The following is a 23,323-nucleotide window of genomic DNA, read 5'->3' as shown; positions in this document are numbered from 1 at the left end:
GTGAATGCTTAAAAACGAACAACGGCCTCTTTTTTATCAACATATCTTGATACTCCCGAAGTAAGAGGATTATCTACACGAACATAAATCGCTTGTTCAAGAGGACTTGTTAATTCATCGACATCATAAAATCTCGTTAATAAATTCGCTTTGCACGGTAACTGTTCTTCCTCCAATAGCCCTTGTAAAAACATGGAAGGCTCCCGGTTATGTGGAAGGAATGATTCTAGTACAATACGTAATTCAAAAAGAAGGATTTTTTCGTCTATTAATCTAGATGCGCCAAACCCATTAATCAATCCAAACATATGATTGAAAACCAAATAATATCGGAAACGTTCATCTGCAATACAATCTTCATAAAAATTACCGCTTTTTTTACCAATTCCAGGTAATTCAGCATCTAAAATATGTTTCATTGAGTTACAGAAATAGAACCCTTGATTATCGCGGAAATAAAATTTTTCTGGATAACCATTTTTCAGCTGAACAACACTGTTCTGTTGATGTGCTTCTAATGCAATACCGTATTTTAAATACATCCATATCATCGGCTTTAAAGAAATGTCTACATACTGGCGGAACCACTTTAAGCTCACTTCTTCAATATTACTTCCCTCTTTCTCTGCAAGATGATGAATAATCGTCGCTAGTCGTGATTTCTCTCCTGGAAGTGCATCTTGAACAAGTGCTGCAATTAGTGTTGCATCTTTTTCCTCTTCTCCGCGAAAGACATTTTCCCGAATAATAACTTCAAATCCTGATTCTCGATTATCTAATCTTAGCGTGATGTATGCTGGATCACATATAAAATCAAATCCTGGAAACTTATCTCGTACTTCTCCAATTCCTGTAGCTAATATTTGTTTACCTTCTATCCCACTTTCAAGTTCTTTTAATTTATTGACTCTCATAGAATTTGTCACTTTTACAGGGAAAGAGAACTTAAACATATAGTTAGATTCTGGATGATATAGCGTTCGAAGCGAAGATGTTGCCATATACGCTTTTCCAACTGGCCCGAAGTATTCAAGTACGCCTTCCTCAATCCATTTCTTCACATGAGACTGATGCAACAACCACTCTGCTTGAAGTGGATGTATTGGAATTAAAGAATATTCATCTTCTTGACAATAACGTTCAATAAATTCCTTACTTACGAACGAATCTTCCCTTAGCTCTTCTTTTATCATTTCTGTTGCAGAATGCACTAGAGCTGAGTTTTCACTTACCATGCTTTTATGTGCCCGAAAATAGTGAAGCTGGCATTCTCCCTTTAATTCTGGCGAATACATTGTGCTTTTCCAATTCAATATTCCTTGTCTACTCTTTGGCGTCGGGTGATTTAAATGACCAAAGAGTAAAGCTTGCTCTGCATCAATAAAAGTCGTATGGAAGCCATATAATTTCTTTGTATCATGTTCTCGCTGCTCTACAAATTCTTTTATGTTTCGACAACTTTGAATAACACGAAGTAGAAGTTCATCAGGGTTCGTCCCCTCTCCATACTTAAGTGACATTTCTTTTATTAAGAATGTAATGACTGTTACATAATCAGCCTTCACAAAAGAAGATCCTTGTCCAATCTGATAATAGGAGCACTCTCCAAACAGATGCCGACCCGTTGGTGACATATACTTGACTTCTGTATACAAAGTAATATTTTGTAATGATAAGCGAAAGCATAAGTATGTTGAAGCGACATTTGTAATCGTTGTATGAACAAATAGATTTCTTATCGTCTCCTCTTCCGTAATCCATTCTCCGCTTCCTGTCTCACGTAAATAACAATTTAAAAAACTTTGCATTGTTGCATGTTCTGCGATTTGTTTCGCATGCTGCATATTCGTCCTCCTCTTTTTGATACTGCCATTACAATTTTTTATTTTGATGAAAGATAATCTTTTTCGAAGTTAATGATTATCATTGTCACTTAAGATTCTAATTGATTATCATTATCAATTCAATAGTGTATTTCAGAATTATTTTTTCATTTCAATAAATCTGATACATCCGTTACTATATTTCTCAATATTTCTCGGTATATTGAGAAAAGAAAAAACACCTTATAACTTGATAAAATATATGCTTCATACGCAAAATATCTAGCATTATCTTTACAAATATATAGTTTCTATCCTTTCAAACTATTTTTCTTTTTCAATAAAAAAGCCATCTATATAAATCCATTTTAATTTTTCGACATATAAGCCGCGGCTATGGATAACAAAAGGTGACCTGCACTCGTTTTCTCTCTTTGTTTCTCTTGGCATGGGCAGGAAAAGGATCTGACCGCTTCTATGCATGGCCGGATCCTCTCTCCCACCTAAAAAGAAGGGTTTTATGTCAGTTTTTTAATTTGTATTTATATAGAAATCTGAATGGCTTTTTGTTTACATAATTTAATTATGGTTTTATATTTCTTCAATTGTTTGCATAAGACGATTGAAAAGACTATGTATGTCTCCCCATCCGTATGCCATTTCCTCAACGCCCAATCTGTTAATAAATTTTGTATCAATACAGTCCGGACTGTATTTTTCATAAAAAGATTTTGAAGGGTTATTCGATATTACCCATACTAATACCGAACGAAATTCACTTTGTATAAAATTTGATACAAGAGATTGAAATAATTGTTGTCCAACTTTAAGGCCTTGGTACTCCTGCAAAATGTATATCGCATATAATTCGCCATCACAATTATATTTTTCCGTTCTTTCAGGTCCTCCATTAATAAATCCTATAACCGTTCCATTTGAAATCTCCGCAACGTATGTATAATGGTTTGGTGTTGCTTGTTTAAAGATGTTTTTCCATTGTTTTTCCATTGTTTTTCCATTGTTTTTCCCGGCTCTCATACGATAAGTTAGCTAAGAATTCATCTGATACGATCCCTTTGTAAGCTGTTTTCCAACTATCAACATGAACCTTTGCTATCCCTTCTATATCAGCTTCTATTGCCTTTCTAATTCTAATCTCCATTGCGCGTCCCCCCTTTTGTTTCATTCTATCAAAAAGATCGTATTCCAAAACGATGTATATCTTTTTCATATAAAATTAACATAGTTTTTAGAAAGAAGATGAGGCAAAAGATTTAATATTTAAGTCCCTTCCCGATATAATTAAGTTTCCACAGAAAACAATAACGAAAATGATTTATACAAGGAGAAATACAGATGATACGATTTGGAGTAATTGGAACGAATACTATTACAGATAAGTTTATTCAAGATGCTCGTACATTAAAAGACTTTTCTTTAACCGCGGTATATTCAAGATCAGAAGCAAAAGCGAAAGAATTCGCAAAAAAATATGATGTACACACCACGTTTACCGATTTAGAAAGCATGGCCAAAAGTGATGTAATTGATGCTGTTTACATCGCCAGTCCCAATTCATTGCATGCAGAACAATCCATCCTGTTTATGAATCATGGTAAACATGTCCTATGCGAAAAATCTATTGCCTCTCATACGAGAGAATTGGAGAAGATGGTTCAAGCTGCTACAAAAAATAAGGTTGTATTAATGGAAGCATTATTATCGACACTTCTTCCTAATTTCCAAGCGATACAAACTAATTTACATAAAATCGGGAAAGTCCGTCGTTATTTTGCTAGTTTTTGTCAGTATTCATCTCGTTATGATACGTATAAAGAAGGTACGATTCTGAATGCCTTTAATCCTGCTTTTTCGAACGGTGCGTTAATGGATATCGGTGTGTATTGTATATATCCGATGGTCGTACTATTCGGTGAACCATCTCACGTACAAGCAAATGCCATTCTTCTTGAGTCCGGTGTAGATGGTAAAGGAAGCCTCTTATTAAAGTACGAAGATATGGATGCTGTCATTATGTACTCCAAAATAACGAACTCTTATGTACCTTCTGAAATCCAAGGAGAAAACGGTAGTATAATAATCGATAAAATTAGTGGACTAACAAAAATAGAAATCCGTTATACGGATGGTCGTGTAGAAGATATAACACAACCACAATCAAATGAAACAATGTCTTATGAAGCACAAGAATTTATTGGATTAATTCAGCAAAATCAATTAGAGTCTACTGTGAATTCTCATACTTCTTCTATGACTACAATGAAAATAATGGAGGAAGCTAGAAAACAAATTGGACTTGTATTTCCTGCTGATACAAAAAAATAATACATTATCATAAAAAAGGGTGGATTGTTCTTAAGCCGTTCTCTTTTGAAGTGCCCGCATTGGAAAAAGCATATATAAAAACAAGTATAAAAGCAGTGGATTTCGCAAGTGAAATCACACTGCTTTTAGCATTTTGTTGAGGAGAAATATGTATTATTTAAATACATTTTTTAATTAACAGGACAGTTTAGACCAATTATTGAAGAGTGAACCATTGTTCTATTTATTCATGTTATTCGTATGATATTAATAAATAGAACGAATTGGAGGAAGATCAATGAAAGCAATTGTGTACACAAAGTACGGTCCCCCCGACGTTCTTCAACTGAAAGAGGTAGAGAAACCTGCTCCTAAGGAAAATGAAATACTGGTAAAAATAAAAGCGACAACCGTAACAGCAGGAGATATTCGGTCACGGAGTTTTACGGTTCCTCTTTCTGTTTGGCTACCTGCTCGAATAACACTTGGTTTTAGACAACCTAAAAAACAAATATTAGGAATGGAGTTAGCTGGAGAAGTTGAGTCAGTAGGGAAAGATGTCAAACGGTTTAAGGAAGGAGACCAGGTTTTTGCGGCTACCCAAGTGGGTTTTGGTTCTTATACCGAGTATATTTGTCTGCCTGAAGATGGACCAGTATCTATTAAACCCTCCAATATAACCTATGAGGAAGCCGCTGCCATTCCAATCGGAGCACGTACAGCCTTGTTTTTTCTTAGAAAAGCTAACGTTCAGAGCGGTCAAAATGTTCTTGTCTATGGAGCTTCTGGAAGTGTAGGAAGTTATGCAGTACAGATTTCCAAGTATTTCGGAGCAAAAGTTACAGGGGTGTGCAGTAACACAAATTTAGAATTGGTAAAATCTCTGGGAGCCGACAAGGTAATTGATTACACTGCAAAAGATTTTTCTACTGCAGACGAGACTTATGATGTTATCTTTGAAGCGGTAAACAAGAGCTCGTTTTCAGATTGTATCAAATTGTTAAAGAAGGACGGTACCTATATAAATGTCGTTGCACCGTTGCCAAGTGTTCGAATGCTATGGACTAAATTGACAAGCAGCAAGAAACTAATATTAGGTCAAAATTCACCTGAAACTTCCGAAGCATTAAACTTCCTTAAAGAACTTGTTGAGACGGAGAAGATAAAAGCGGTCATTGACAGGTACTATGCGTTTGAAGAGATTGTGGAAGCTCATAGATATGTCGAGAAAGGACACAAGAAGGGAAATGTCGTCATAAATGTGGAACATAACAACAAATCCTAATAAATGAAAAACGCTCCGACGTGAATAACAATTTTTTTGGTGCTTAGTCTATGTCGAACATTAAAAGTTAATAAAATATGAGGTATAACCACGACGGAACCGAGCATTCTTTCGTGCTAAATCATGAAGGTGGTCATCTTTATAGGTAAATGTATCAAGTGCCAGTTCATCAAGCGAAAAATTCCAATCGTAGGCTATATCAGCTTGAAACACATATCTGGACTGCATTTCAGAAGTGATAACGATATTAGTTGGAAATTTTGACTCCTCACTTCTTTCTGCTGGAGACTTCCTACCACGCCCCTTCTTCAAACAACTCGTAAGAGTGTTAAAGAGGGGGCATTCACTAAAAAATCCCCTACTTTAATGAATTTAGTGGAGGATTTTTCAAACACATATCTTATCTACTTTCAACCTCAACTGAAACAATGTGATTAATCTCTTTTAAAGAGCTATATAACTCTGTTGTATATAAATCTTCAGGTGCTAATATCATCATTTCTAATTGTTGAGATCCATTGTCGATATCTTTAATTTTCACACGTTTCACTTGCATATTTAAATTTTTAATTTGCTTAAAGATTCCATCGAGCTCTTGATGTTTATTCACAATGATTTTAATTGATAAGTCCCTTTGTCTTAAAGAATACGGTCCCGCTAGCTTAATGAGATGTGGAAATACATTAATCGCTAGTATAATTAAAACCATGGCTACTATTGCTTGTATATAAAAGCCAGCACCAATTGCAATCCCTAAAGCAGATGCTGCCCAAACCATAGAAGCCGTTGTTAGTCCGGAAATTACATCGTTATTTCTTCGTAAAATAACACCTGCGCCAAGGAAACCAACTCCACTCACAATTTGAGCTGCAAGGCGCATTGGATCCATATTCGTATGTCCTGGTGAAGAGTATACATTTACCGATTCAATCGAAACCATTGTAATTAAGCAACTCGCTACAGAAATGACCATACTTGTTTTCACGCCAAGTGGTTTATTCTTTAGCTGCCGGTCTATTCCTATAAATAAACCTAAAAAAAGTGCGAGGCCTAGTTTGAGTAAAAATTCATATGTCATATTTCATTCTCCTTACTTATATGATGTTCCTCATTCTCCATCTTAAACATCATTTTTCTTTAAATAATTAACTATAACTCTTTTATACTTTCAATGCCAGTCTTTTTCTATATAAATACAAATTAAAAACCGACATAAAACCCTTCTTTTTAGGTGAGAGAGAGCATCCGGCCATGCATAGAAGCGGTCAGATCCTTTTCCTGCCCAGACATAGTGAAAACAAAGAGAGAAAACGAGTGTAAGTCACTTTTTGTTATCCATAGCCGCAGCTTATATGTCGAAAAATCAAAATGGATTTATATACTCCTTTCAAGTGAAAAAGCCGAAAAACACTTTTTATCAAATGTTTTTTCGGCTTTTTTGTCTTACTTTTCTTCTTTAATCTTGATCTTCGCTTCTTTATAGAATGCTAGTTTTTCTTCGTTATACTCTTTTGTATATCGATTAAACTTCTCTTTTTCTTTTTGTATTTCTTCATTTAATTGATTTACAGCTTTGACTTTTTCACTAATCTCTTTTAGCTTCGTTTCCTTTACGCGAAGCTTTGTATATAATTCTTTTTCCAACGTCATTGATTTTACATAGCTATCATTCATCTTTTGAAAAGCGCCATAACGATTTTTATACGCTTCCTGCACTTCAGTTGCTTGTTTTTGTAAATTTTTATCTTCTATTTTATTGACATGACTTTGAACGGATTTTGTTTCTTTCTGTGCTTTATCTAATGAATCTTTTTCACTTTTTAATACTTTTTCACGATCATCAATGTTCGTAGCAGCTTGATCTAATTTTTGTGCCACTATTTCATTTTGATCTTTTCCTTCTTTTATAATTTGAACATATAGCTCTTGCCCTTTTTTCTCTAATGTCTCTAATTTTTTCGCATCTTCAAACAACGTTTTTTCCTGTTTTGCAGCATTTTCAAATGCTACATATAAATCTTCTTCTGGTTTCGAGCCAAAACAACCTGATAACAATCCTACTGATAAGGCTCCTACAAGTGCTAATTTTCTATAAGTCAACGTCAAATCCTCCTATATTACATACGCTTATCATGCCAAAAATTCAACGGGAAATGATCATCTTCATGATATGCCTCAAATTCATAACCTTTTTCTTTTAAACCTTTCAGAATAGCTGGTATTGCAGCAACAGATTGCGGGTGAATATCATGCATTAGTATGACTTCTTTCGGATTTGTTGCACCAGCAAGTACATTTTGAGCAATTTTTGCTGAAGCAGCATCAACTGGCATTTTGTTATATTTCCAATCTAAAGAATCAATCGTCCAGTCCCATACTTTAAAACCGCCTTCCACTACTTTGTTGCGGAGCGCTTCATTTAAACCAGGCATTGAGCCATATGGTGGACGTGTTAATTTTGGTGCTTGCCCAAGAATATTCGCTATTAAACTTTGATCTTCTTTCATTTCATTTACATAGTTACCATATGTATATAATTTTTTAAAATCATGTGTCATACTATGCATGCCAACATAATGCCCTTCTACGTTTTCACGCTTGACTAAATCAGGATATTCTTTTACATTCGCACCAATTAAGAAAAATGTAGCTTTCGCATCGTGTTGCTTTAACATATTTAACAGCTCAGCTGTGTATTTTCCCGGTCCATCATCAAAAGTAAGATATGCAACTTTACGCACTTGGCCGTTAAATTGATCTGGTGCTGTTTTATTCATCTCTACTTTGAGCTGATCACTTGCAAGCTGAACCGAATTTTCTTGATTTGCTACCGCTCTTGCTGGCGATGTGATTGATTGAAACATGAAAAACCCAACTGCTATTACTGCAATAGCTACTACCATTACAATTATTCTTTTTACATTTAGTAAATTCCCCATTCTATTAAATTCCTTTCTCTTTCTCTTTCTTTTTCTCTCTATCACTCTAATATATAACATCCGTTTATATTAATGTAAACATATTTTCTTTCTTTCGACTACTAGAAAACGAACATTGTACACATTATAAAGGAAGCTTTATCATAATCACCGTGCCAACTCCTTCGCTACTTTCAATATGCATTGATCCTTCATGAAGCTGAACAATTTTATTCACAATAGCAAGTCCAATTCCTGCACCTGATGATGAACTGTTAATTTGATAAAAAGATTGCATTACGAACGGTATATGCTCTTTTGCCATTCCAATTCCTTCATCCGTTACAGTAATGATCGCTTTTCTCTCTTTTTGTGTTACACAGATTGAAATTTTCCCATATTGATTTGAATACTTAATTGCATTATCAATTACGTTTAAAAAGATTTGCTTTAAACGACTTTTATCACCTAATACTTCTATCTCTTCTAAATTGGAAATCATTTCAATCTGCTTCTTCTCTGCTTTTGGCGTTAACTGCCATATGGACTCATCAAGTATATGATGTAATTGAACTTGTTGTTTACATAAACGAAGATGATTAGCCTCTAGCCTAGAAAAATCTAATAATTCTTCCACGAGATCAATTAAACGATCTGTTTCACCAGAAATGATATTCATTCCTTGCTTAACCTCTTCTTCCGTTAAAGAATCAACAAATTTTAATGTTTCACTCCATCCTTTAATCCCTGTTAAAGGCGTACGAAGTTCATGTGAGATCGATGAAATAAATTCATTTTTCATTTGTTCGGTTTTCTCAATTTTCTCTGACATATGGTTTAAGCTATGTGCTAATTCTCCGAGCTCTCCAGGATAATCCTCTTTTATCTTCTTGTTCAGCGTTCCTTCTGCAATTTGTGAGGAGGCGTGGATAATAGATTCTATCGGTCTGACAAACATATTTGCTAAACGCCTACTAATCAGCAAAACAATCCCTGAAATAACCATTCCCACTATAATTGTACACAGAATAAGCTCTATAATGGTTTTGTTCACAGTCGTTAGAACTGTCGTATATTTTAAAATACCAATCGTTTGTCCTTGATGAATAAGTGGACTAAACACTTCCAATTGTTTTTGCTCATCTTTTCTAGTGGTCACCTGATGATAGGTCTCTCCTTCTAGTAATGTGAGAGGTATTTTTACCTTTTCATTTACTTTATACCCACTTGAAGATTGTACGACTTTGCCACTGCGATCAATCAGTTGCAATTCTGCTCCTTCTAATTGAAATGACTCCATAATATCGCCGCTATATTCACGTAATCGAATTAAATAGATTGAGTTATATTCTGAAAAAAAGCGAGTGCTTGTTTTCGCATGTGACTCAATATGATTAACAATTCCATTGTAATAATAACGGTAAATAACAAAGGAAAAAACAACTTCAAATAAAGCAAGCATGAGAATAATTACTGTCATAAAATACAGACTTATTTTCCGATTCATTCCATGCTTTCCTTCCACATATATCCTTTCCCCCAAACAGTCTGAACAAACTGAGGTTGTGATGAATTAGCTTCTATTTTTTGGCGTAAGCGACTCATATTTACATCTACCACTTTCATATCCCCTACATAATTAACGCCCCATATTCTGTTTAATATTTCATCTCTCGACACTGGCTTACTTGCATTGTCCATCAAATAATGAAGAATCATATACTCCGTCGGTGTTAAATCAATTTCTTTTCCGTCTCTATATAACTTTTCTTGAGAATGGTTTAATGTAAATGGACCTGATTGAATCACTTCTACATTTTCTTCATTCATTTTCACTCTCCTCAACAAGGATTGAATGCGTGCAATTAACTCTACTGGACTAAATGGTTTTGCAATATAATCATCCGCTCCAAGTGTTAAACCTTGTACTGTATCTTTATCTTGAACACGTGCCGTTAACATAATAATACCAATTTGCTTATTCATTTCACGTACACATCTGCAGACTTCAAAACCGTCCATTCCAGGTAACATCACATCTAATAGTGCAATATCAACATGATGTTCACGAAGTAAAGTTAAAGCCTTTTCCCCCGTTTCTGCTTCTAGTACATCGAATCCCGCACGCTTTATATTTAACACGATAAAACTGCGAATCGTCATTTCATCTTCCAGCACTAAAATTGTACTCATCCTCTTCCTCCCTCTACTACTCCTGCTGGTAATCAGCTAACGGCTTAATATATGATTTGAATTTTTTATATTTTGATTGATTCGGCACTGCATATATATATGAATTTGTTTTAACTGCTGCATCATACTCTTTTACATCTTTCCACTCTGTACGTTTAAAAGTGTGAACTTCGAGCCACGTTTTATTTGTGTCACCATAAATAAAACGCTGCGCATCCTTAGCATCCGTTTTTGCGATTGTTATTTTTCCTATTAAATCTGCAGGAATATTAACATAATAGCCTTGTTCTATGTTCACATATCTCTCTTGTACTGGATTAAATCCATTCTTTTCATCCCACTGTACATATCGTTCAAACCAAGGGATTTCTGCGTAGGCACTTTCTTCCCAGCCTTTCGGTTCAATCTTAGTGGCAAACTCAATAATTCCGTCACCATTTATATCTTGGCTTTCCATTACAGAACCATTAAATAATTGGTTTTCTTCATCTTCAAACATTTTTTCCCAATGATCTTTTTCAAATTTAGCTACATACGTCATACCCGAGTGCGCACCAACAGCTGCATCAATTACCATTGCTTTTGTTTGCAGAGAAATACGTCCAAGCTGCACTTTTTGTATTCCATTCACATATGGATCAAATGAAATTTCCGAAAGCGTCTTAAATTTTTCCAACAACTCTACTTGCAATTGTTCATCTTTTGCATATGTAACAACACTGATATCTTTAATCCCATTATCATTTAAATCTTCAACAAACAGTTTTGTATAATTTCGTTTATACCGTTCCACAAGATCATTTTCTTCTGTAGAAAAAACAATCATCTCATTTTGAGATTCTTCACGGCTTAGAGAGATTCCAATCAGGATATCTTGTTTGTGATTCCCCGTGAAGTCTCCAATCGAGACCGTATCAACACCTTCTCCTGTAAAAGTGCGTGTAGCTCGAACTTCCCACCCTTTTTTCGATTGTTTATAAACGGACATATACACGTGATAATCTTCATTTTGCTGTTTATATAAAATAACTGCTTCTTTCTTGCCATGTGGATTTACATCCACCGTCCAAATCGTTTGTTTGTCTTGATTGGACAATGGGGTTATTAACCGCGAATTCACAGGTAAATCTTTTTTTATTTGTTCCTGTAATTCATTCTGCCAGTTTTCATGTGTAGGAGCTTCCATTAACTTTGTAGGTGTCTCGGCCATTGCACAGCCCGTCAACATCGTAATTACCCCAAGGATTCCTAACGCTTTTCGCATGTATTCTCGTTCCTCACTACATATTTGTTTACTTCGTTTCACTTTTATCCTTTTTTCTAAAATTGTTTCTTCTACAAAGTATCCATGTTATTTTCTTCTTTTATATTGTGTATCTGTAGTAATCTCGCTACAAAATATTTTTAATTTCTACTTACCGTTACACTTTATCCAATATCTTCACTCATAAAAAAGTATAATTTTTATTAAAAAGAAAATCGTTACAGAAACGTTACAAATCGTTACGTATGAAAAAAAGGTTGGCAAGACGCCAACCTTTTCAAAATTAGTTTTGAACCGCTTTTGGTGTAATACCTAAATGTTCATTTAACTTGTTAGAAATATCTTGCACATTCTTTTCATTTGGCAGGTAGTAATAAATACCACCGATACGCTTATCCGTACCTTCCACTTGTAATTTTTCCATTTGTAAATCTGTTCCGGCCATATTTCTTGTAATAGAAAGCATATCATCAAATGATAAATTTGTTTTCATGTTGCTGTCAACCGCATCCAACATAGAACCAAACTTACTAATAGATTGAACGGACATTGCTTTTTTCGCAATTGCTTCGATTACAAGTTGCTGTCTTTGACCACGCATTGCATCACTATCAATTTTACGCGTTCTTGCTAACGCAAGAGCTTGCTCCCCGTTTAAATGTTGATTTCCTTTTTCTAAATGAATCATACCCGCTTGATCTTTACTATCTTGTTCTGTAAATGTAACAGGTACATCCACATCAATACCGCCAAGTGAATCTACAATTTTCACAAAAGAATCAAAGTTGAACTTCACATAATAATCGACTGGAACATTTAAAAATTTCTCTACTGTATCCCGTGTACTTTCAACACCGCCAAATGCATGCGCATGTGTAATCTTATCCAATTTTTTTCTTGATGGAATATACACACGTGAATCACGCGGGATACTTACCAATTTCACTGATTTATCATCCTTATTAATTGTCGCAAGCAGAAGTGCATCCGTACGAACCGCTTCACCATATTGCTCTTTTCGAATATCACTTCCATCAACACCCATAATCAAAATAGAAATATTATCTTTTAACGGTTCAACATCTTTATCACGTTTATCCGACTTTTCAATTTTTGCATATGCATCACTTACGACTGCTTTTGCTTTATTATATAGAAATGAACCATAGCCTACTCCACCAAAAATGAGCAGTACAAATGGAATCAAAATCAACCATTTCACAGATTTTCGCTTAGAACGTTTTTTTCCACTTCTTGTATTGGATCCTAACTCAGAACTCATGTTGATTCTCCTTCCCTCTCCTTATCTGCACTTAGTATACTCTTAATCTTTTATTCTTCATATTGAATTTCATTTCATTAACCTTACATTTTTGTAAGGTTTCTTTTTTAAGGAGAGAATTAAACTGAATTTATATATTTCATCTCACATTATACTCCCGCTTTTTATTTTAGCAAGACGTCACAATCAAATTTCAAAAAATTTACAATTTTATTTTTCACACTAGAAACACTTTATACGTTGATAACATATATAACGAAGTCATATTTTTATCATCATACTTTCCCTCGATTTGTCTTACATAAATACAAATTAAAAAACCGACATAAAACCCTTTTTTTTATGTCGGTTTTTAATTTGTATTTATATAGCTCCAAAAATGATACATACCATTCTATTATTCTATTGAAATTCCAGCACTTTGTTCGCTTTTGACAACCGTTCCCTCAAGATCAATCTCAAGCTCGCATACTTGTAGCACTGGAAACTTTCTTACTAACTGTTCGGCAATTTCCTGACGTTTCTCATATGGAGTCAGAATAAAAACCGACGGTCCTGCACCACTTAATGATGTGCCATATGCGCCAAATCTTTTTGCATAATGGCGAATTTCCGGTAAAAGTGGGACAAGCTGTGAACGATACGGTTCATGAAATTGATCCCTTTCCATCATTTCACCAACAGTTTCCCATTTCTTTTGGCATAGTGCCGCTACCAATACGTTACTTACCGCACTTGCGCGAACAGCATCTGCAAATAAGAACGTTTCTGGTAAAACAGAACGACTTTCATTTGTATTTAATTCTTCATTTGGAATAAGTGCAATCACGCCTACATCTCTATGTTCTATTCTTATAACAGATACATGCTGGTGATCCATCACACCAATCACTGTACCTCCTAAAATCGAGGCAGCTACATTATCGGGATGTCCCTCAAAGCTTGTTGCAACATGAATTTTCTCATCATTTGTTAACTTTAAATTTCCAAGTTGATTCGCAAGTTCAATTCCCGCCACGATCGCCGCTGCACTACTACCTAATCCTCGTGTAAGTGGAATATTACTTGTCACTTCTATTACATAAGGAGATAAAGACGGGAATACTTCACGTGCTGTACTTACAATTAAGTTTCTTTCATCATTTGGAATAGAAGGGCCAAATGAATGGGCCACATGCCAATGATCTGATTTTTCTTTCACACGCACTTCCAAGTATAGAGATAAGGCTATTCCGATAGAATCAAAACCAGGACCGACATTTGCTGTACTAGCTGGAACACGAATCATAAATGGGATCACGAAACAATCACTTCCTTAATATGTTCTTTTATTTTTGACATATCATTTGAAATATTAGCGATATCCAGTTTATTTGAAGAAAGAGCGATATCAGGATCTTTTAAACCATTTCCTGTTAGTACAAGGACAACCGTCTCATTTTCATTAATTTTACCGGCTCGAACATGTTTGATCACACCTGCAAGAGATGCACTAGATCCCGGTTCCACGAATACACCTTCGTTTTTTGCTAATAACCCATAAGCTTGTAGAATTTCTTCATCCGTTACCATATCAATTTCACCTTGCGACTGCTCCGCTGCCTCTACCGCATATGACCAGCTCGCTGGGTTACCAATGCGGATTGCTGTTGCAACTGTTTCTGGAGAATCAATCACATGACCTTTTACAATCGCCGCTGCACCTTCTGCCTCAAAACCATGAATCCTTGGTTTTTTATACCCTTTTTCTTTTTCATACTCACAGAACCCTTTCCAATATGCTGTAATATTTCCAGCATTTCCAACAGGAATAGCAAGGACGTCTGGTGCTTTTTGAAGTTGATCACAAATTTCAAATGCTGCTGTTTTTTGCCCTTCAATACGGTATGGATTGACAGAGTTTACTAATGTAATTGGCTCTTCTGCTGCAATTTGACGTACTGCTCGTAGTGCATCATCAAAGTTCCCTTCTATTGAAATAATTTCCGCTCCATAAGCAATTGCTTGTGCCAGCTTGCCATGGGCAATCTTCCCTTCGGGTATAACAATGATACATTTCATGCCAAGGCGGGCAGCATACGCCGCCGCTGATGCAGATGTATTCCCTGTCGAAGCACATATTATCGCCTCTGAACCTGCTTCTTTTGCTTTCGCAACAGCCATTACCATTCCTCTATCTTTGAAGGAACCAGTTGGATTTGCTCCTTCATATTTCCCATATAAAGTAATACCTAATTTCTTAGAAAGATTCGGAAGCGGAATAAGTGGTGTGTTCCCTTCCATCAAACTGACATTTGGCGTTTTTTCGCTCACCGGTAAAAATGAAGCATATTGTTTTAATAAACCATTATACATATTCTTTTTCCTCCTCAATACAGTAATAACTCTTAATCTCACTTGCTACACTCTCTAATGATGCTAAAGTCTGTTCAAATTGGTATTTTGAAGTTTGATGAGTAACAAGCACAATTTCTGCAAGTTCTTGATTTAGTGGCAACTGAATAATTTCTTCTAAACTAATAGAATGATTAACGAAACATTCAGTGATTTTTTGAAACATTCCCGGTTCATCTTTTAATAAAATCCGTAAAAAGTATTTCGAAACGATTTCTCGATCCCCTTTGAGCATATAAGGTTGTGGTTCTTTTAACATACCATGACCTTTTACATCTAGCTTCATATTTTTAACGATAGAAATGATATCACTCACGACAGCAGACCCAGTTGGTAATTTTCCAGCACCTGGTCCATAAAACATCACTTCTCCAACAGCGTGACCGTGTACATACACAGCGTTAAATTCGTTGTTCACACTTGAAAGTGGATGATGATCTGGCAATAAAGTAGGTGCCACGTTTAAATGAATACTCGAATCGTGTTGCTCCGCTTTCCCCACTAATTTCATAGTAAATCCTAATTTTTTTGCCATTTCCAAATCTTCTTTCTCCACATCGCGAATTCCCTGTACATGTACATCACTTAGAGAAACATTCATTGAAAAACCTAAATTAGCAAGAATGGCCACCTTTCGTGCTGCATCAAGTCCATCCACATCTGCTGAAGGATCAGATTCTGCAAACCCAAGTTTTTGTGCTTCTTGAAGTGCTTGATCATATGACCATCCATTTTGACTCATTTTTGTTAATATATAATTTGTTGTTCCATTTACAATTCCCATTATTTTTTCAATATGATCCGAAGCTAGCCCATCCACAAGACCTCTTAAAATTGGAATCCCTCCGGCAACACTCGCTTCATAATATAAATCACACTCCTGTTCATGTGCCAATTGTAATAATTCCGCACCATAAGAAGCCATCAAATCTTTGTTTGCAGTCACTACATGTTTTTTATTGTTTAATGCCTTTACAATAGATTGTTTTGCTTCCTGGATTCCGCCCATTACCTCTACTACGATATCAATATCTGGATCATTTAATATTTCATCTGCATCATTCGTTATAGCAATTCCACTGATAGAAACATCACGTTCTTTTTCCAAATCACGGACCGCTACTGACTTCACTCTTACCTCATACCCTGTATCAAGAGAAATTTTCTTTTGGTGGTTCTCTAAAATATGAACGACCCCACTCCCTACAGTTCCAAGACCTAGCACACCGACATAAATTACCTTTTTCATTTTTGTACCTCCTCTTATTATTTCAAACTATGACACATTCTCCCTCTTCATTGCTCTAGTAGTTGCGCAGGTTATGGTTATTTTCGTTCGTATCAATCGTTTCATTCCACGACACCTCCTTTCAATTCAATTGTGCCTTTTAAGATTCTATATACAAAAAAAACACACTCATCCCTAGTAAAGGGACGAATGTGTTTTCGTGGTTCCACCCTTGTTTCAATCCACCAGTACATACAGGATAGATTGCTCAAGATCAGATAACGGTTGAGTCCGTCAATAATTACTAGATTACTCGTTCACTATTGAAGTTCAAAGGTGGTAAGGTTATTTTCCGTGTTAGGAAGCTCACAGCCTATGGCTTCCCTCTCTGTAAACCGTAAAAATAATCTCATGTCCTTATCATTACTTTTCGTTCAGTTATATTTATTAATTCATTATACATACATATTACATAAAATAAATAATTATTTTTTTATATTTTAAATATTTAATTTATTTACCTATATAAATACCAATTAAAAAACCGACATAAAACCCTTCTTTTTAGATGGGAGAGAGCATCCGGCCATGCATAGAACTGCCCCATGCCAAGTGAAAACAAAGAGAAAAAACGAGTGCAGGTCACCTTTTGTTATCCATAGCCGCGGCTATATGTCGAAAAATCAAAATGGATTTATATAAAAAAAACACACTCATCCCTAGTAAAGGGACGAATGTGTTTTCGTGGTTCCACCCTTGTTTCAACCCACCAGTATATACAGGATAGATTGCTCAAGATCAGATAACGGTTGAGTCCGTCAATAATTACTAGATTACTCGTTCACTATTGAAGTTCAAAGGTGGTAAGGTTATTTTTCGTGTTAGGAAGCTCACAGCCTATGGCTTCCCTCTCTGTAAACCGTAAAAATAATCTCATGTCCTTATCATTACTTTTCGTTCAGTTATATTTATTTAATTATTATAATTGTGATAATTTAAAAAAGCAAGACTATTTTTCTAAAAAAGCCCAATTGTGTCATTTTAAAAAATATATTCTCGTTTTGAACTATTTCGCTCTCTTACTATTCAATTCACCCCTCATTTGTAGTAAAAATACAAAAGTTTTAATAAAGCCTTTTCGTATAACTTTCATAGAGAGAAATAGCAACTTCTTTCTCATCATTATTGAGACTTTTCGCATGCTCAGCCAACATTTTTGCTGCAGAAGGTAATTGTTCTTTTTCTACCCAAGAGTCTGGATTCCACAGTTTAGAACGTATGAATGCTTTTGCACAATGTACAAAACATTCTTCTACTTCCACAACAATTCCTACAAGAGGACTACAACCATTCACTTGCATTTTCTCTAAAATTTCTTGATCTTTTGTGATAGCTGCACGGCCATTTATTCGTAATGTTTCCCCGAGTCCCGGAATGAAAAAAATAATCCCTACTTGCGGATTAGATAAAATATTAAGAATCGAATCAATTCGGCGATTACCTGGTCTTTCTGGAATAACGAGTTGCTTTTCACTTAAAACGTATACAAATCCCGGAGAATCTCCTCTTGGTGAAGCATCACAATGGCCAGATTTATCCGACGTAGATAATACTAGAAAGGGAGATTTAGAAATAAACGCACGACAATGGTGATCAAGCGATTCAATCACTTTCTTCACCGCTCGCTCGCTTGGATATCCTAAAATAAGCCGTAATTCTTCTTCTGTTGAAATGAATGAATTCTGATTTTGATTCTCTTTTTCCACTATATTTTCCTCCTCATTCAATGAATAAATTTTATTTTTCTAAAAATTATACACAACTTATTGTATAATAAAATATACCAAAAGAGGAATATATATGAAAGAATGGTTAACCATATTCGACGAAAAAGGAAACATACTAGGAAAAAAATTACGTGATGATGTACATCGTGAAGGTGATTGGCATGAAACTTTCCATTGCTGGTTAATAGAACGAGATAATGAAGATCTCTCTTTATATTTTCAATTACGTGCGCGTGACAAAAAAGATTTCCCAGGAAAATGGGACATCACATCTGCTGGACATATTATGCATGACGAAGATTTGCTAACAGGTGGTCTTCGAGAAGCAGAAGAAGAATTAGGACTTTCTTTCCATGCGAATGACCTCGTATACAAAGGGGTCTATAAACTAAATAACGAGCATCCCCCTCTCATTGACCATGAAATGTGTCATATGTATTTTCATATTGTCACATCCCCACTAGCTTTTGCTCCTGGTGATGAAGTCGATGATGTGATGAAACTCAGTGCAACTTCCTTTTTGCAACTTTTAAAAGGAGAACAATCATCTGTTACTGGGACTACACTCATAAATGATAAAGAAAAACCAATTTCTGTAACATTCGAAGATATTTATCCTCATGAAATTGAATACTATGACTTTGTTGTAGAACAAAGTCGAAATATGTTAAAAGTCAACAGTTTGTAATACATGTTGGCTTTTAACATGTTTATTTTATCGTCTCTGTTTCGAAGTATCAAACATTTTGGGAAGCGTCACAAATCGCGCTCCTTTAGATGTAAGTTCAGGAATAATTCGATCTAAAGCGTCTACAGAACCTTGTAATTTCCCTCCTGGCGCAGAATGTTGTAACAATATGCTGCCTGGGAATGTATTTCCGAGTACGGTGTTCGTAATCTTCTCAGCGCTTAAACCTTTCCAATCTACCGTATCTACACTCCATTGAATCATCATAAAGTTTTGCTCAGTCGCCCATTTCAGCTGATTCTCATTAATCGATCCATAAGGTGGCCGTATAAACTTCGCATCATACCCCGTTAACCTTCGTAATATTTCTTCTGTTTTTAAAATCTGGTCACGATATTCCTCATCACTCACTTTTGCTAAATTCGGATGACTATACGTATGATTTCCGACAATATGCCCTTCCTTTACAATCCGTTTTACAACCTCAGGATATTTCTCCGCATTTTCACCTAGCAGAAAAAATGTACCTTTCACACCATGTTTGCTCAATTTATCTAATATTTGAGGGGTATACACAAGATCTGGTCCGTCATCAAATGTGAGAGCGACTTCTGCTTTGTTGTAAGGTCCCGAAAAAGCATACGCATATTTTTCGACCCATGAAAAAGGAGTCCATGAGCCTCTAACGGCTTCTTCACTCTCTTGAATCGAAACTTGGGTATAGTTATTTGAGGAAAACGGAAATGTATTTGTATAATTTTGAGTATAAAGTGTGTGTTGGACAGATGAATTTGACAGAAAAAAATAGTCATTACACTGTGGAATGTTACGATAAAAAAAACTTTGAAAAGGAGTCCATATTTCTGGCGGATAAAAATAATACAACACTATAAATACCTCCTTTGAATCTTATGATCTGGTCATACTGTCCAGTAGTATGGAAAAACACTATCTAACACTTTTATATGCAATTGACTAACGGGTTGTTAGAAAGATATGAAAACATACTATCGAGGTATTATGTAAACATAAAGTTGTTGTATTAAAAGAAATTATGACTGTATCCTCTTACGAATTGTAGCTATAGCTAATAAAATAACCGGTATTACAATCTGGAGTGGGATATGTAAAAATAGCGGGACCTTCTTCAGTCCAATTTCTACATGTTCCATATAGCTAGTGGCGATCATAAGTGATAATGGAACTACAATTACGCCAAACGGAACAACCATAGCGCGATAGCTTTTCAGTTTAAACAGCTGAGCAGCTCCCATCGCGGCACCATATAGAAGCGAACCCACTTTAAAAAATCCACCTACTATCATCGTTATAATTACACCAGCATCAATTCTTTCGATAAAATTTCCAATAGATGCCATTCTCACCACCGTAAACAATGGATATGTTTGCGTACGAATCCAATTAGGTCCTATAACGGAAATAATACTGATCATATTTACAGTCAATAAAATTCCAGCCGCAAAAACCACCATCATTCCTAATTTCTTCACTTTCCCCGGATCTTGTAGCGCTGGCCAAAACATCATGAATAGCACCATTTCCCCGAACGGAAACGTGATGGTAAGGGGAAATGCCACCTTCCATACTATTCCAATTCCTTTTTCCAATACAGGTGCGAGTCGTTCTATATTACCAAGTTGGGAGCTATATACGATAATCCATGTTATAATCGCAACGAGAAGCAGAACAGGAAAGAATATCTCCCCCGTACGGCCGAATACTTCGATCCCACCACGTAAACAATACACGATCACAACCATAAAACTACCGATAACAATAATCATTGGAGTTTTAGGCAAGATGGTTCCAGCTATAAGTTCACCAAAATCTCTCGCCACTCGCGAGGCTAAATAAACAAAATAAAGAATATAGCTTACAATCAACGGGTAACCGATAAATCTGCCCACAATCTTTGGAATCATTTGTGTAAGTGTATCCCCTGGGTAGTATTCAAATAATTTGGTATACACCCACATTAACACTAACCCACAGAACATCCCGACTAGAATCGCTAACCAAGCATCTTGTTTTGCCTCTGCTCCTAATCCGAAAATCACGGTACTTCCTACTTCAAAGGCCATCATTATATAAAAAAGTTGAATAAATCCTATTTTTTCCTGCATCATGCATCTTTCTCCTTTGATCGACAACTAAACAGCTACTACATATAGGAAATATAGAGGATAAAAACAGACAATTTTATTCTTTTATGGTGTATGATTTATCTTTCCACTTCTTATGTATGATGGCGATGAGCAGTAGCAATAGTGGAATGAGCGTAAACATCAATGCCCCATAAAAAGGGAAGACTTCCCCTAAAAATCGTGTCATTTCCTGCTCAGCGGAAGCTACCCATATACCGAACAACATTAACAGGAAACCAAGTGGAAATACGATAGGCCGGTAGTTAGAGCACTGTAACCATTGGGCAGTCCCTAAAACAAGTGCATAATAGAATACTGAAATTTTGACGAATACTCCTAATATCCAAAAAGTTATTACAACTGACTCAAGATGTTCAAAAAATCCAGCAATACTAATGTATCGGAAAGCCGAAAACAATGGATAGGCATAACTAATTACTGAATTTCCAAAATGAAGAATGCCCATTATGTTGGTATAAGTGAGAGTTAACATAGCGACAATCACCGAAAATACACTCCATTTCATCCCTTTTTCACGATCGGTCAAAAAAGGTAGCAGCATTGAGATCATAAAAATTTCAGCGAACCATCCCTGTGGTACAGCCGCCCCCATAACAGAAGGCATGATCCCATGTTCCATAATCGGAAGCATATTTACTGGTTTTAAGTCAGATAGGAGTAAAATGAGCAAAAACAATGGGAGTATGAATAGCGGAATCAACAGTTGGGCCACTCTTCCGATTACTTCCACGCCACCACGTACAGCGAAGGCACAAACAAAAATTATGCTTCCCAAAACTACAATCATCGGAGTTTTAGGGAGGAAAGAACCAATAACGAAATCTGCGTACTCTCTACATATTGAGCCACACGTATGCAAAAAAAAGAACAAGTAGACAAACCCAAGGACTTTTCCTGGAATCCGGCCAATAATATGTTCACTGTATTGAATGAACGTCTTGTTCGGATAGATCTTATGTAATCGATACATAAGAAACGCTGTAAAAAATCCATTGAGAGACGCCAAAATGGGAGAAATCCACATATCACGCCCCGCAAACTTGCCTGTAATACTTGGAACGATGAGAATAGCAGTGGCGATGATCGTCGGTACTATCATAAGTGCCATTTGAAATGAAGAAATTTTCCCTTTTTCCATCCTTTTCTTGTCTCCTTCGTTTGATTAACATCCCATAGTTCTACTATTTTTCAAGCATCTTGCTAAGTGGTTTGAAAATATTAGAAATCATTTGCGTAGGACCCGGCATATCTGGAAAAAAAAGAAGAAGGATGGCGAGCAACCATCCCATTGCTGTTAAAATCACAAAGACTGCTTTCTCTCTTTTTTGATTCCGATCCATTTTGGGCCATTCGTACAAAGTAATAAGTACCACGCATGCTGTTATTCCTGCTATCGTTATCCATTTCATTTCTTTATTACCTCTTTTTCTTTCAAACCCGCTGGCGTGGAAGATAAGCCAGGTCGGCGTACATGCGCTTTAATATCTATTTTCACATCCACCTGTGGCAGAACCTTATCCCAATGATCTTTGACTTTTTCCCATTCTTTTGGATATTTACGATGAAACGCATCTGCGAAACCGAATGCATCCGCATTCATCTCCACCTTCACTTGCTTTAGAGACAGGTTTATACGTTGTTTGACGATTTTTTCGAAATCTTTTTCTACCTTCTTCACAGTGCTTGGATTCATAACAGTAAGATGACTTCCATTTTGCATAATCGTGCCTTCTAATTCGCCCTTCGCTACGATCTTCCACTTTCCATTCTCGATGATAGGGAAAAGCTTCATCGTTTGTCGAGTGGGATCTAACGAAATCGTTTCCCCCTTTTTGGGGTTTATTGTAATCGCAGTCACTTCGATTTCATTTCGTAACCACAACAGTCCTCTAGTGACTTTCGTATCAATTTGACCAACCATTTTATCTTTCTTCAAAACAGCAGTTCCTG

The 23,323-nt window shown here is 35.9% G+C and carries 20 protein-coding genes, 1 pseudogene and 2 other annotated features; of the genes and pseudogenes, 3 read left to right on the top strand and 18 right to left on the bottom strand.

Annotated features, from left to right (window positions below):
- Nucleotides 1-8: 8 nt before the first annotated feature.
- Entirely contained in the window at nt 9-1,844 is a 1,836-nt protein-coding gene (locus tag QRE67_RS09485) for an IucA/IucC family protein (protein ID WP_286124624.1), read from the bottom strand.
- A gap of 570 nt (nt 1,845-2,414) precedes the next feature.
- Nucleotides 2,415-2,985 (bottom strand): annotated as a pseudogene (locus QRE67_RS09480) (GNAT family N-acetyltransferase).
- A 194-nt stretch (nt 2,986-3,179) separates the two neighbouring features.
- Here QRE67_RS09480 and QRE67_RS09475 point away from each other — a divergent pair.
- A complete protein-coding gene (locus tag QRE67_RS09475; protein ID WP_286124623.1) occupies nt 3,180-4,169 on the top strand; it encodes a Gfo/Idh/MocA family protein in 990 nt (329 codons plus the stop codon).
- Between the two features lie 277 nt (nt 4,170-4,446).
- Complete coding sequence (locus QRE67_RS09470) at nt 4,447-5,433, top strand: NAD(P)-dependent alcohol dehydrogenase (protein WP_286124622.1); 987 nt, start codon at nt 4,447-4,449, stop codon at nt 5,431-5,433.
- Between the two features lie 400 nt (nt 5,434-5,833).
- Here QRE67_RS09470 and QRE67_RS09465 read toward each other — a convergent pair whose 3' ends face one another.
- The 11 genes from QRE67_RS09465 to QRE67_RS09415 all read right to left on the bottom strand — a co-directional run bounded on the left by QRE67_RS09465 (nt 5,834) and on the right by QRE67_RS09415 (nt 18,478).
- The gene (locus QRE67_RS09465) at nt 5,834-6,511 is read right to left on the bottom strand and encodes an MgtC/SapB family protein (protein ID WP_286124621.1); all 678 of its coding nucleotides are present in this window, start codon (nt 6,509-6,511) and stop codon (nt 5,834-5,836) included.
- A 365-nt stretch (nt 6,512-6,876) separates the two neighbouring features.
- Nucleotides 6,877-7,533, bottom strand: coding sequence for a YkyA family protein (locus tag QRE67_RS09460; RefSeq protein WP_286124620.1), 657 nt, complete (start codon nt 7,531-7,533; stop codon nt 6,877-6,879).
- A gap of 17 nt (nt 7,534-7,550) precedes the next feature.
- On the bottom strand, nt 7,551-8,372 hold the full coding sequence (locus QRE67_RS09455; RefSeq protein ID WP_286124619.1) for a peptidoglycan-N-acetylglucosamine deacetylase: 822 nt from the start codon (nt 8,370-8,372) through the stop codon (nt 7,551-7,553).
- Between the two features lie 124 nt (nt 8,373-8,496).
- Entirely contained in the window at nt 8,497-9,858 is a 1,362-nt protein-coding gene (locus tag QRE67_RS09450; RefSeq protein WP_286124618.1) for a HAMP domain-containing sensor histidine kinase, read from the bottom strand.
- Complete coding sequence (locus tag QRE67_RS09445) at nt 9,855-10,544, bottom strand: response regulator transcription factor (protein ID WP_286124617.1); 690 nt, start codon at nt 10,542-10,544, stop codon at nt 9,855-9,857. Before QRE67_RS09445 ends, QRE67_RS09450 begins: the two co-directional genes overlap by 4 nt.
- A 16-nt stretch (nt 10,545-10,560) precedes the next feature.
- Nucleotides 10,561-11,808 (bottom strand): hypothetical protein, encoded by a 1,248-nt coding sequence (locus tag QRE67_RS09440; protein WP_286124616.1) that lies wholly within the window; start codon nt 11,806-11,808, stop codon nt 10,561-10,563.
- Nucleotides 11,809-12,091: 283 nt separating this feature from the next.
- Complete coding sequence (locus QRE67_RS09435; protein WP_286124615.1) at nt 12,092-13,090, bottom strand: LCP family protein; 999 nt, start codon at nt 13,088-13,090, stop codon at nt 12,092-12,094.
- 397 nt (nt 13,091-13,487) lie between these two features.
- Nucleotides 13,488-14,390 (bottom strand): homoserine kinase, encoded by a 903-nt coding sequence (thrB, locus tag QRE67_RS09430; RefSeq protein WP_286124614.1) that lies wholly within the window; start codon nt 14,388-14,390, stop codon nt 13,488-13,490.
- Nucleotides 14,387-15,445 carry a threonine synthase gene (thrC, locus tag QRE67_RS09425; protein ID WP_286124613.1) on the bottom strand — a complete coding sequence of 353 codons (1,059 nt, stop codon included), beginning with the start codon at nt 15,443-15,445 and terminating at the stop codon, nt 14,387-14,389. Before thrC ends, thrB begins: the two co-directional genes overlap by 4 nt.
- Nucleotides 15,438-16,733, bottom strand: a complete 1,296-nt coding sequence (locus QRE67_RS09420) for a homoserine dehydrogenase (RefSeq protein WP_286124612.1) — start codon at nt 16,731-16,733, stop codon at nt 15,438-15,440. Before QRE67_RS09420 ends, thrC begins: the two co-directional genes overlap by 8 nt.
- 178 nt (nt 16,734-16,911) lie before the next feature.
- Nucleotides 16,912-17,145 (bottom strand) — a binding site (T-box leader).
- A gap of 290 nt (nt 17,146-17,435) precedes the next feature.
- Nucleotides 17,436-17,669 (bottom strand) — a binding site (T-box leader).
- A 167-nt stretch (nt 17,670-17,836) separates the two neighbouring features.
- Nucleotides 17,837-18,478: a pyridoxamine 5'-phosphate oxidase family protein gene (locus tag QRE67_RS09415; protein ID WP_286124611.1), complete on the bottom strand. Its 642-nt coding sequence runs from the start codon at nt 18,476-18,478 to the stop codon at nt 17,837-17,839.
- A gap of 94 nt (nt 18,479-18,572) precedes the next feature.
- On the opposite strand from QRE67_RS09415, the gene QRE67_RS09410 reads away from it, so the two are divergent.
- Nucleotides 18,573-19,187 carry an NUDIX hydrolase gene (locus tag QRE67_RS09410; RefSeq protein ID WP_286124610.1) on the top strand — a complete coding sequence of 205 codons (615 nt, stop codon included), beginning with the start codon at nt 18,573-18,575 and terminating at the stop codon, nt 19,185-19,187.
- A gap of 27 nt (nt 19,188-19,214) precedes the next feature.
- Here the strand turns inward: QRE67_RS09410 and QRE67_RS09405 are convergent, their stop codons facing one another.
- The 5 genes from QRE67_RS09405 to QRE67_RS09385 all read right to left on the bottom strand — a co-directional run bounded on the left by QRE67_RS09405 (nt 19,215) and on the right by QRE67_RS09385 (nt 23,309).
- Nucleotides 19,215-20,072 (bottom strand): peptidoglycan-N-acetylglucosamine deacetylase, encoded by an 858-nt coding sequence (locus QRE67_RS09405; protein WP_286125234.1) that lies wholly within the window; start codon nt 20,070-20,072, stop codon nt 19,215-19,217.
- Nucleotides 20,073-20,239: 167 nt separating this feature from the next.
- Nucleotides 20,240-21,334 (bottom strand): GerAB/ArcD/ProY family transporter, encoded by a 1,095-nt coding sequence (locus QRE67_RS09400; protein WP_286124609.1) that lies wholly within the window; start codon nt 21,332-21,334, stop codon nt 20,240-20,242.
- Nucleotides 21,335-21,407: 73 nt separating this feature from the next.
- The gene (locus QRE67_RS09395; protein WP_286124608.1) at nt 21,408-22,511 is read right to left on the bottom strand and encodes a GerAB/ArcD/ProY family transporter; all 1,104 of its coding nucleotides are present in this window, start codon (nt 22,509-22,511) and stop codon (nt 21,408-21,410) included.
- 43 nt (nt 22,512-22,554) lie between these two features.
- The gene (locus tag QRE67_RS09390) at nt 22,555-22,782 is read right to left on the bottom strand and encodes a hypothetical protein (protein WP_286124607.1); all 228 of its coding nucleotides are present in this window, start codon (nt 22,780-22,782) and stop codon (nt 22,555-22,557) included.
- A complete protein-coding gene (locus tag QRE67_RS09385; RefSeq protein ID WP_286124606.1) occupies nt 22,779-23,309 on the bottom strand; it encodes a Ger(x)C family spore germination C-terminal domain-containing protein in 531 nt (176 codons plus the stop codon). The genes QRE67_RS09390 and QRE67_RS09385 overlap by 4 nt, the downstream gene beginning before the upstream one ends.
- Nucleotides 23,310-23,323: the final 14 nt, after the last annotated feature.

It is taken from the genome of Bacillus sp. DX3.1 (genome assembly GCF_030292155.1).
In the GTDB taxonomy this organism is placed as follows: domain Bacteria; phylum Bacillota; class Bacilli; order Bacillales; family Bacillaceae_G; genus Bacillus_A.
This window is presented reverse-complemented; position numbering and strand designations above follow the sequence as displayed.

Coding starts and splice junctions, on each gene's coding strand:
- QRE67_RS09485 (WP_286124624.1), bottom strand. CDS start 1,844: ATGCAGCATGCGAAACAAATCGCAGAACATGCAACAATGCAAAGTTTT.
- QRE67_RS09475 (WP_286124623.1), top strand. CDS start 3,180: ATGATACGATTTGGAGTAATTGGAACGAATACTATTACAGATAAGTTT.
- QRE67_RS09470 (WP_286124622.1), top strand. CDS start 4,447: ATGAAAGCAATTGTGTACACAAAGTACGGTCCCCCCGACGTTCTTCAA.
- QRE67_RS09465 (WP_286124621.1), bottom strand. CDS start 6,511: ATGACATATGAATTTTTACTCAAACTAGGCCTCGCACTTTTTTTAGGT.
- QRE67_RS09455 (WP_286124619.1), bottom strand. CDS start 8,372: ATGGGGAATTTACTAAATGTAAAAAGAATAATTGTAATGGTAGTAGCT.
- QRE67_RS09450 (WP_286124618.1), bottom strand. CDS start 9,858: ATGAATCGGAAAATAAGTCTGTATTTTATGACAGTAATTATTCTCATG.
- QRE67_RS09445 (WP_286124617.1), bottom strand. CDS start 10,544: ATGAGTACAATTTTAGTGCTGGAAGATGAAATGACGATTCGCAGTTTT.
- QRE67_RS09440 (WP_286124616.1), bottom strand. CDS start 11,808: ATGCGAAAAGCGTTAGGAATCCTTGGGGTAATTACGATGTTGACGGGC.
- QRE67_RS09435 (WP_286124615.1), bottom strand. CDS start 13,090: ATGAGTTCTGAGTTAGGATCCAATACAAGAAGTGGAAAAAAACGTTCT.
- thrC (WP_286124613.1), bottom strand. CDS start 15,445: ATGTATAATGGTTTATTAAAACAATATGCTTCATTTTTACCGGTGAGC.
- QRE67_RS09420 (WP_286124612.1), bottom strand. CDS start 16,733: ATGAAAAAGGTAATTTATGTCGGTGTGCTAGGTCTTGGAACTGTAGGG.
- QRE67_RS09410 (WP_286124610.1), top strand. CDS start 18,573: ATGAAAGAATGGTTAACCATATTCGACGAAAAAGGAAACATACTAGGA.
- QRE67_RS09400 (WP_286124609.1), bottom strand. CDS start 21,334: ATGATGCAGGAAAAAATAGGATTTATTCAACTTTTTTATATAATGATG.
- QRE67_RS09395 (WP_286124608.1), bottom strand. CDS start 22,511: ATGGAAAAAGGGAAAATTTCTTCATTTCAAATGGCACTTATGATAGTA.
- QRE67_RS09390 (WP_286124607.1), bottom strand. CDS start 22,782: ATGAAATGGATAACGATAGCAGGAATAACAGCATGCGTGGTACTTATT.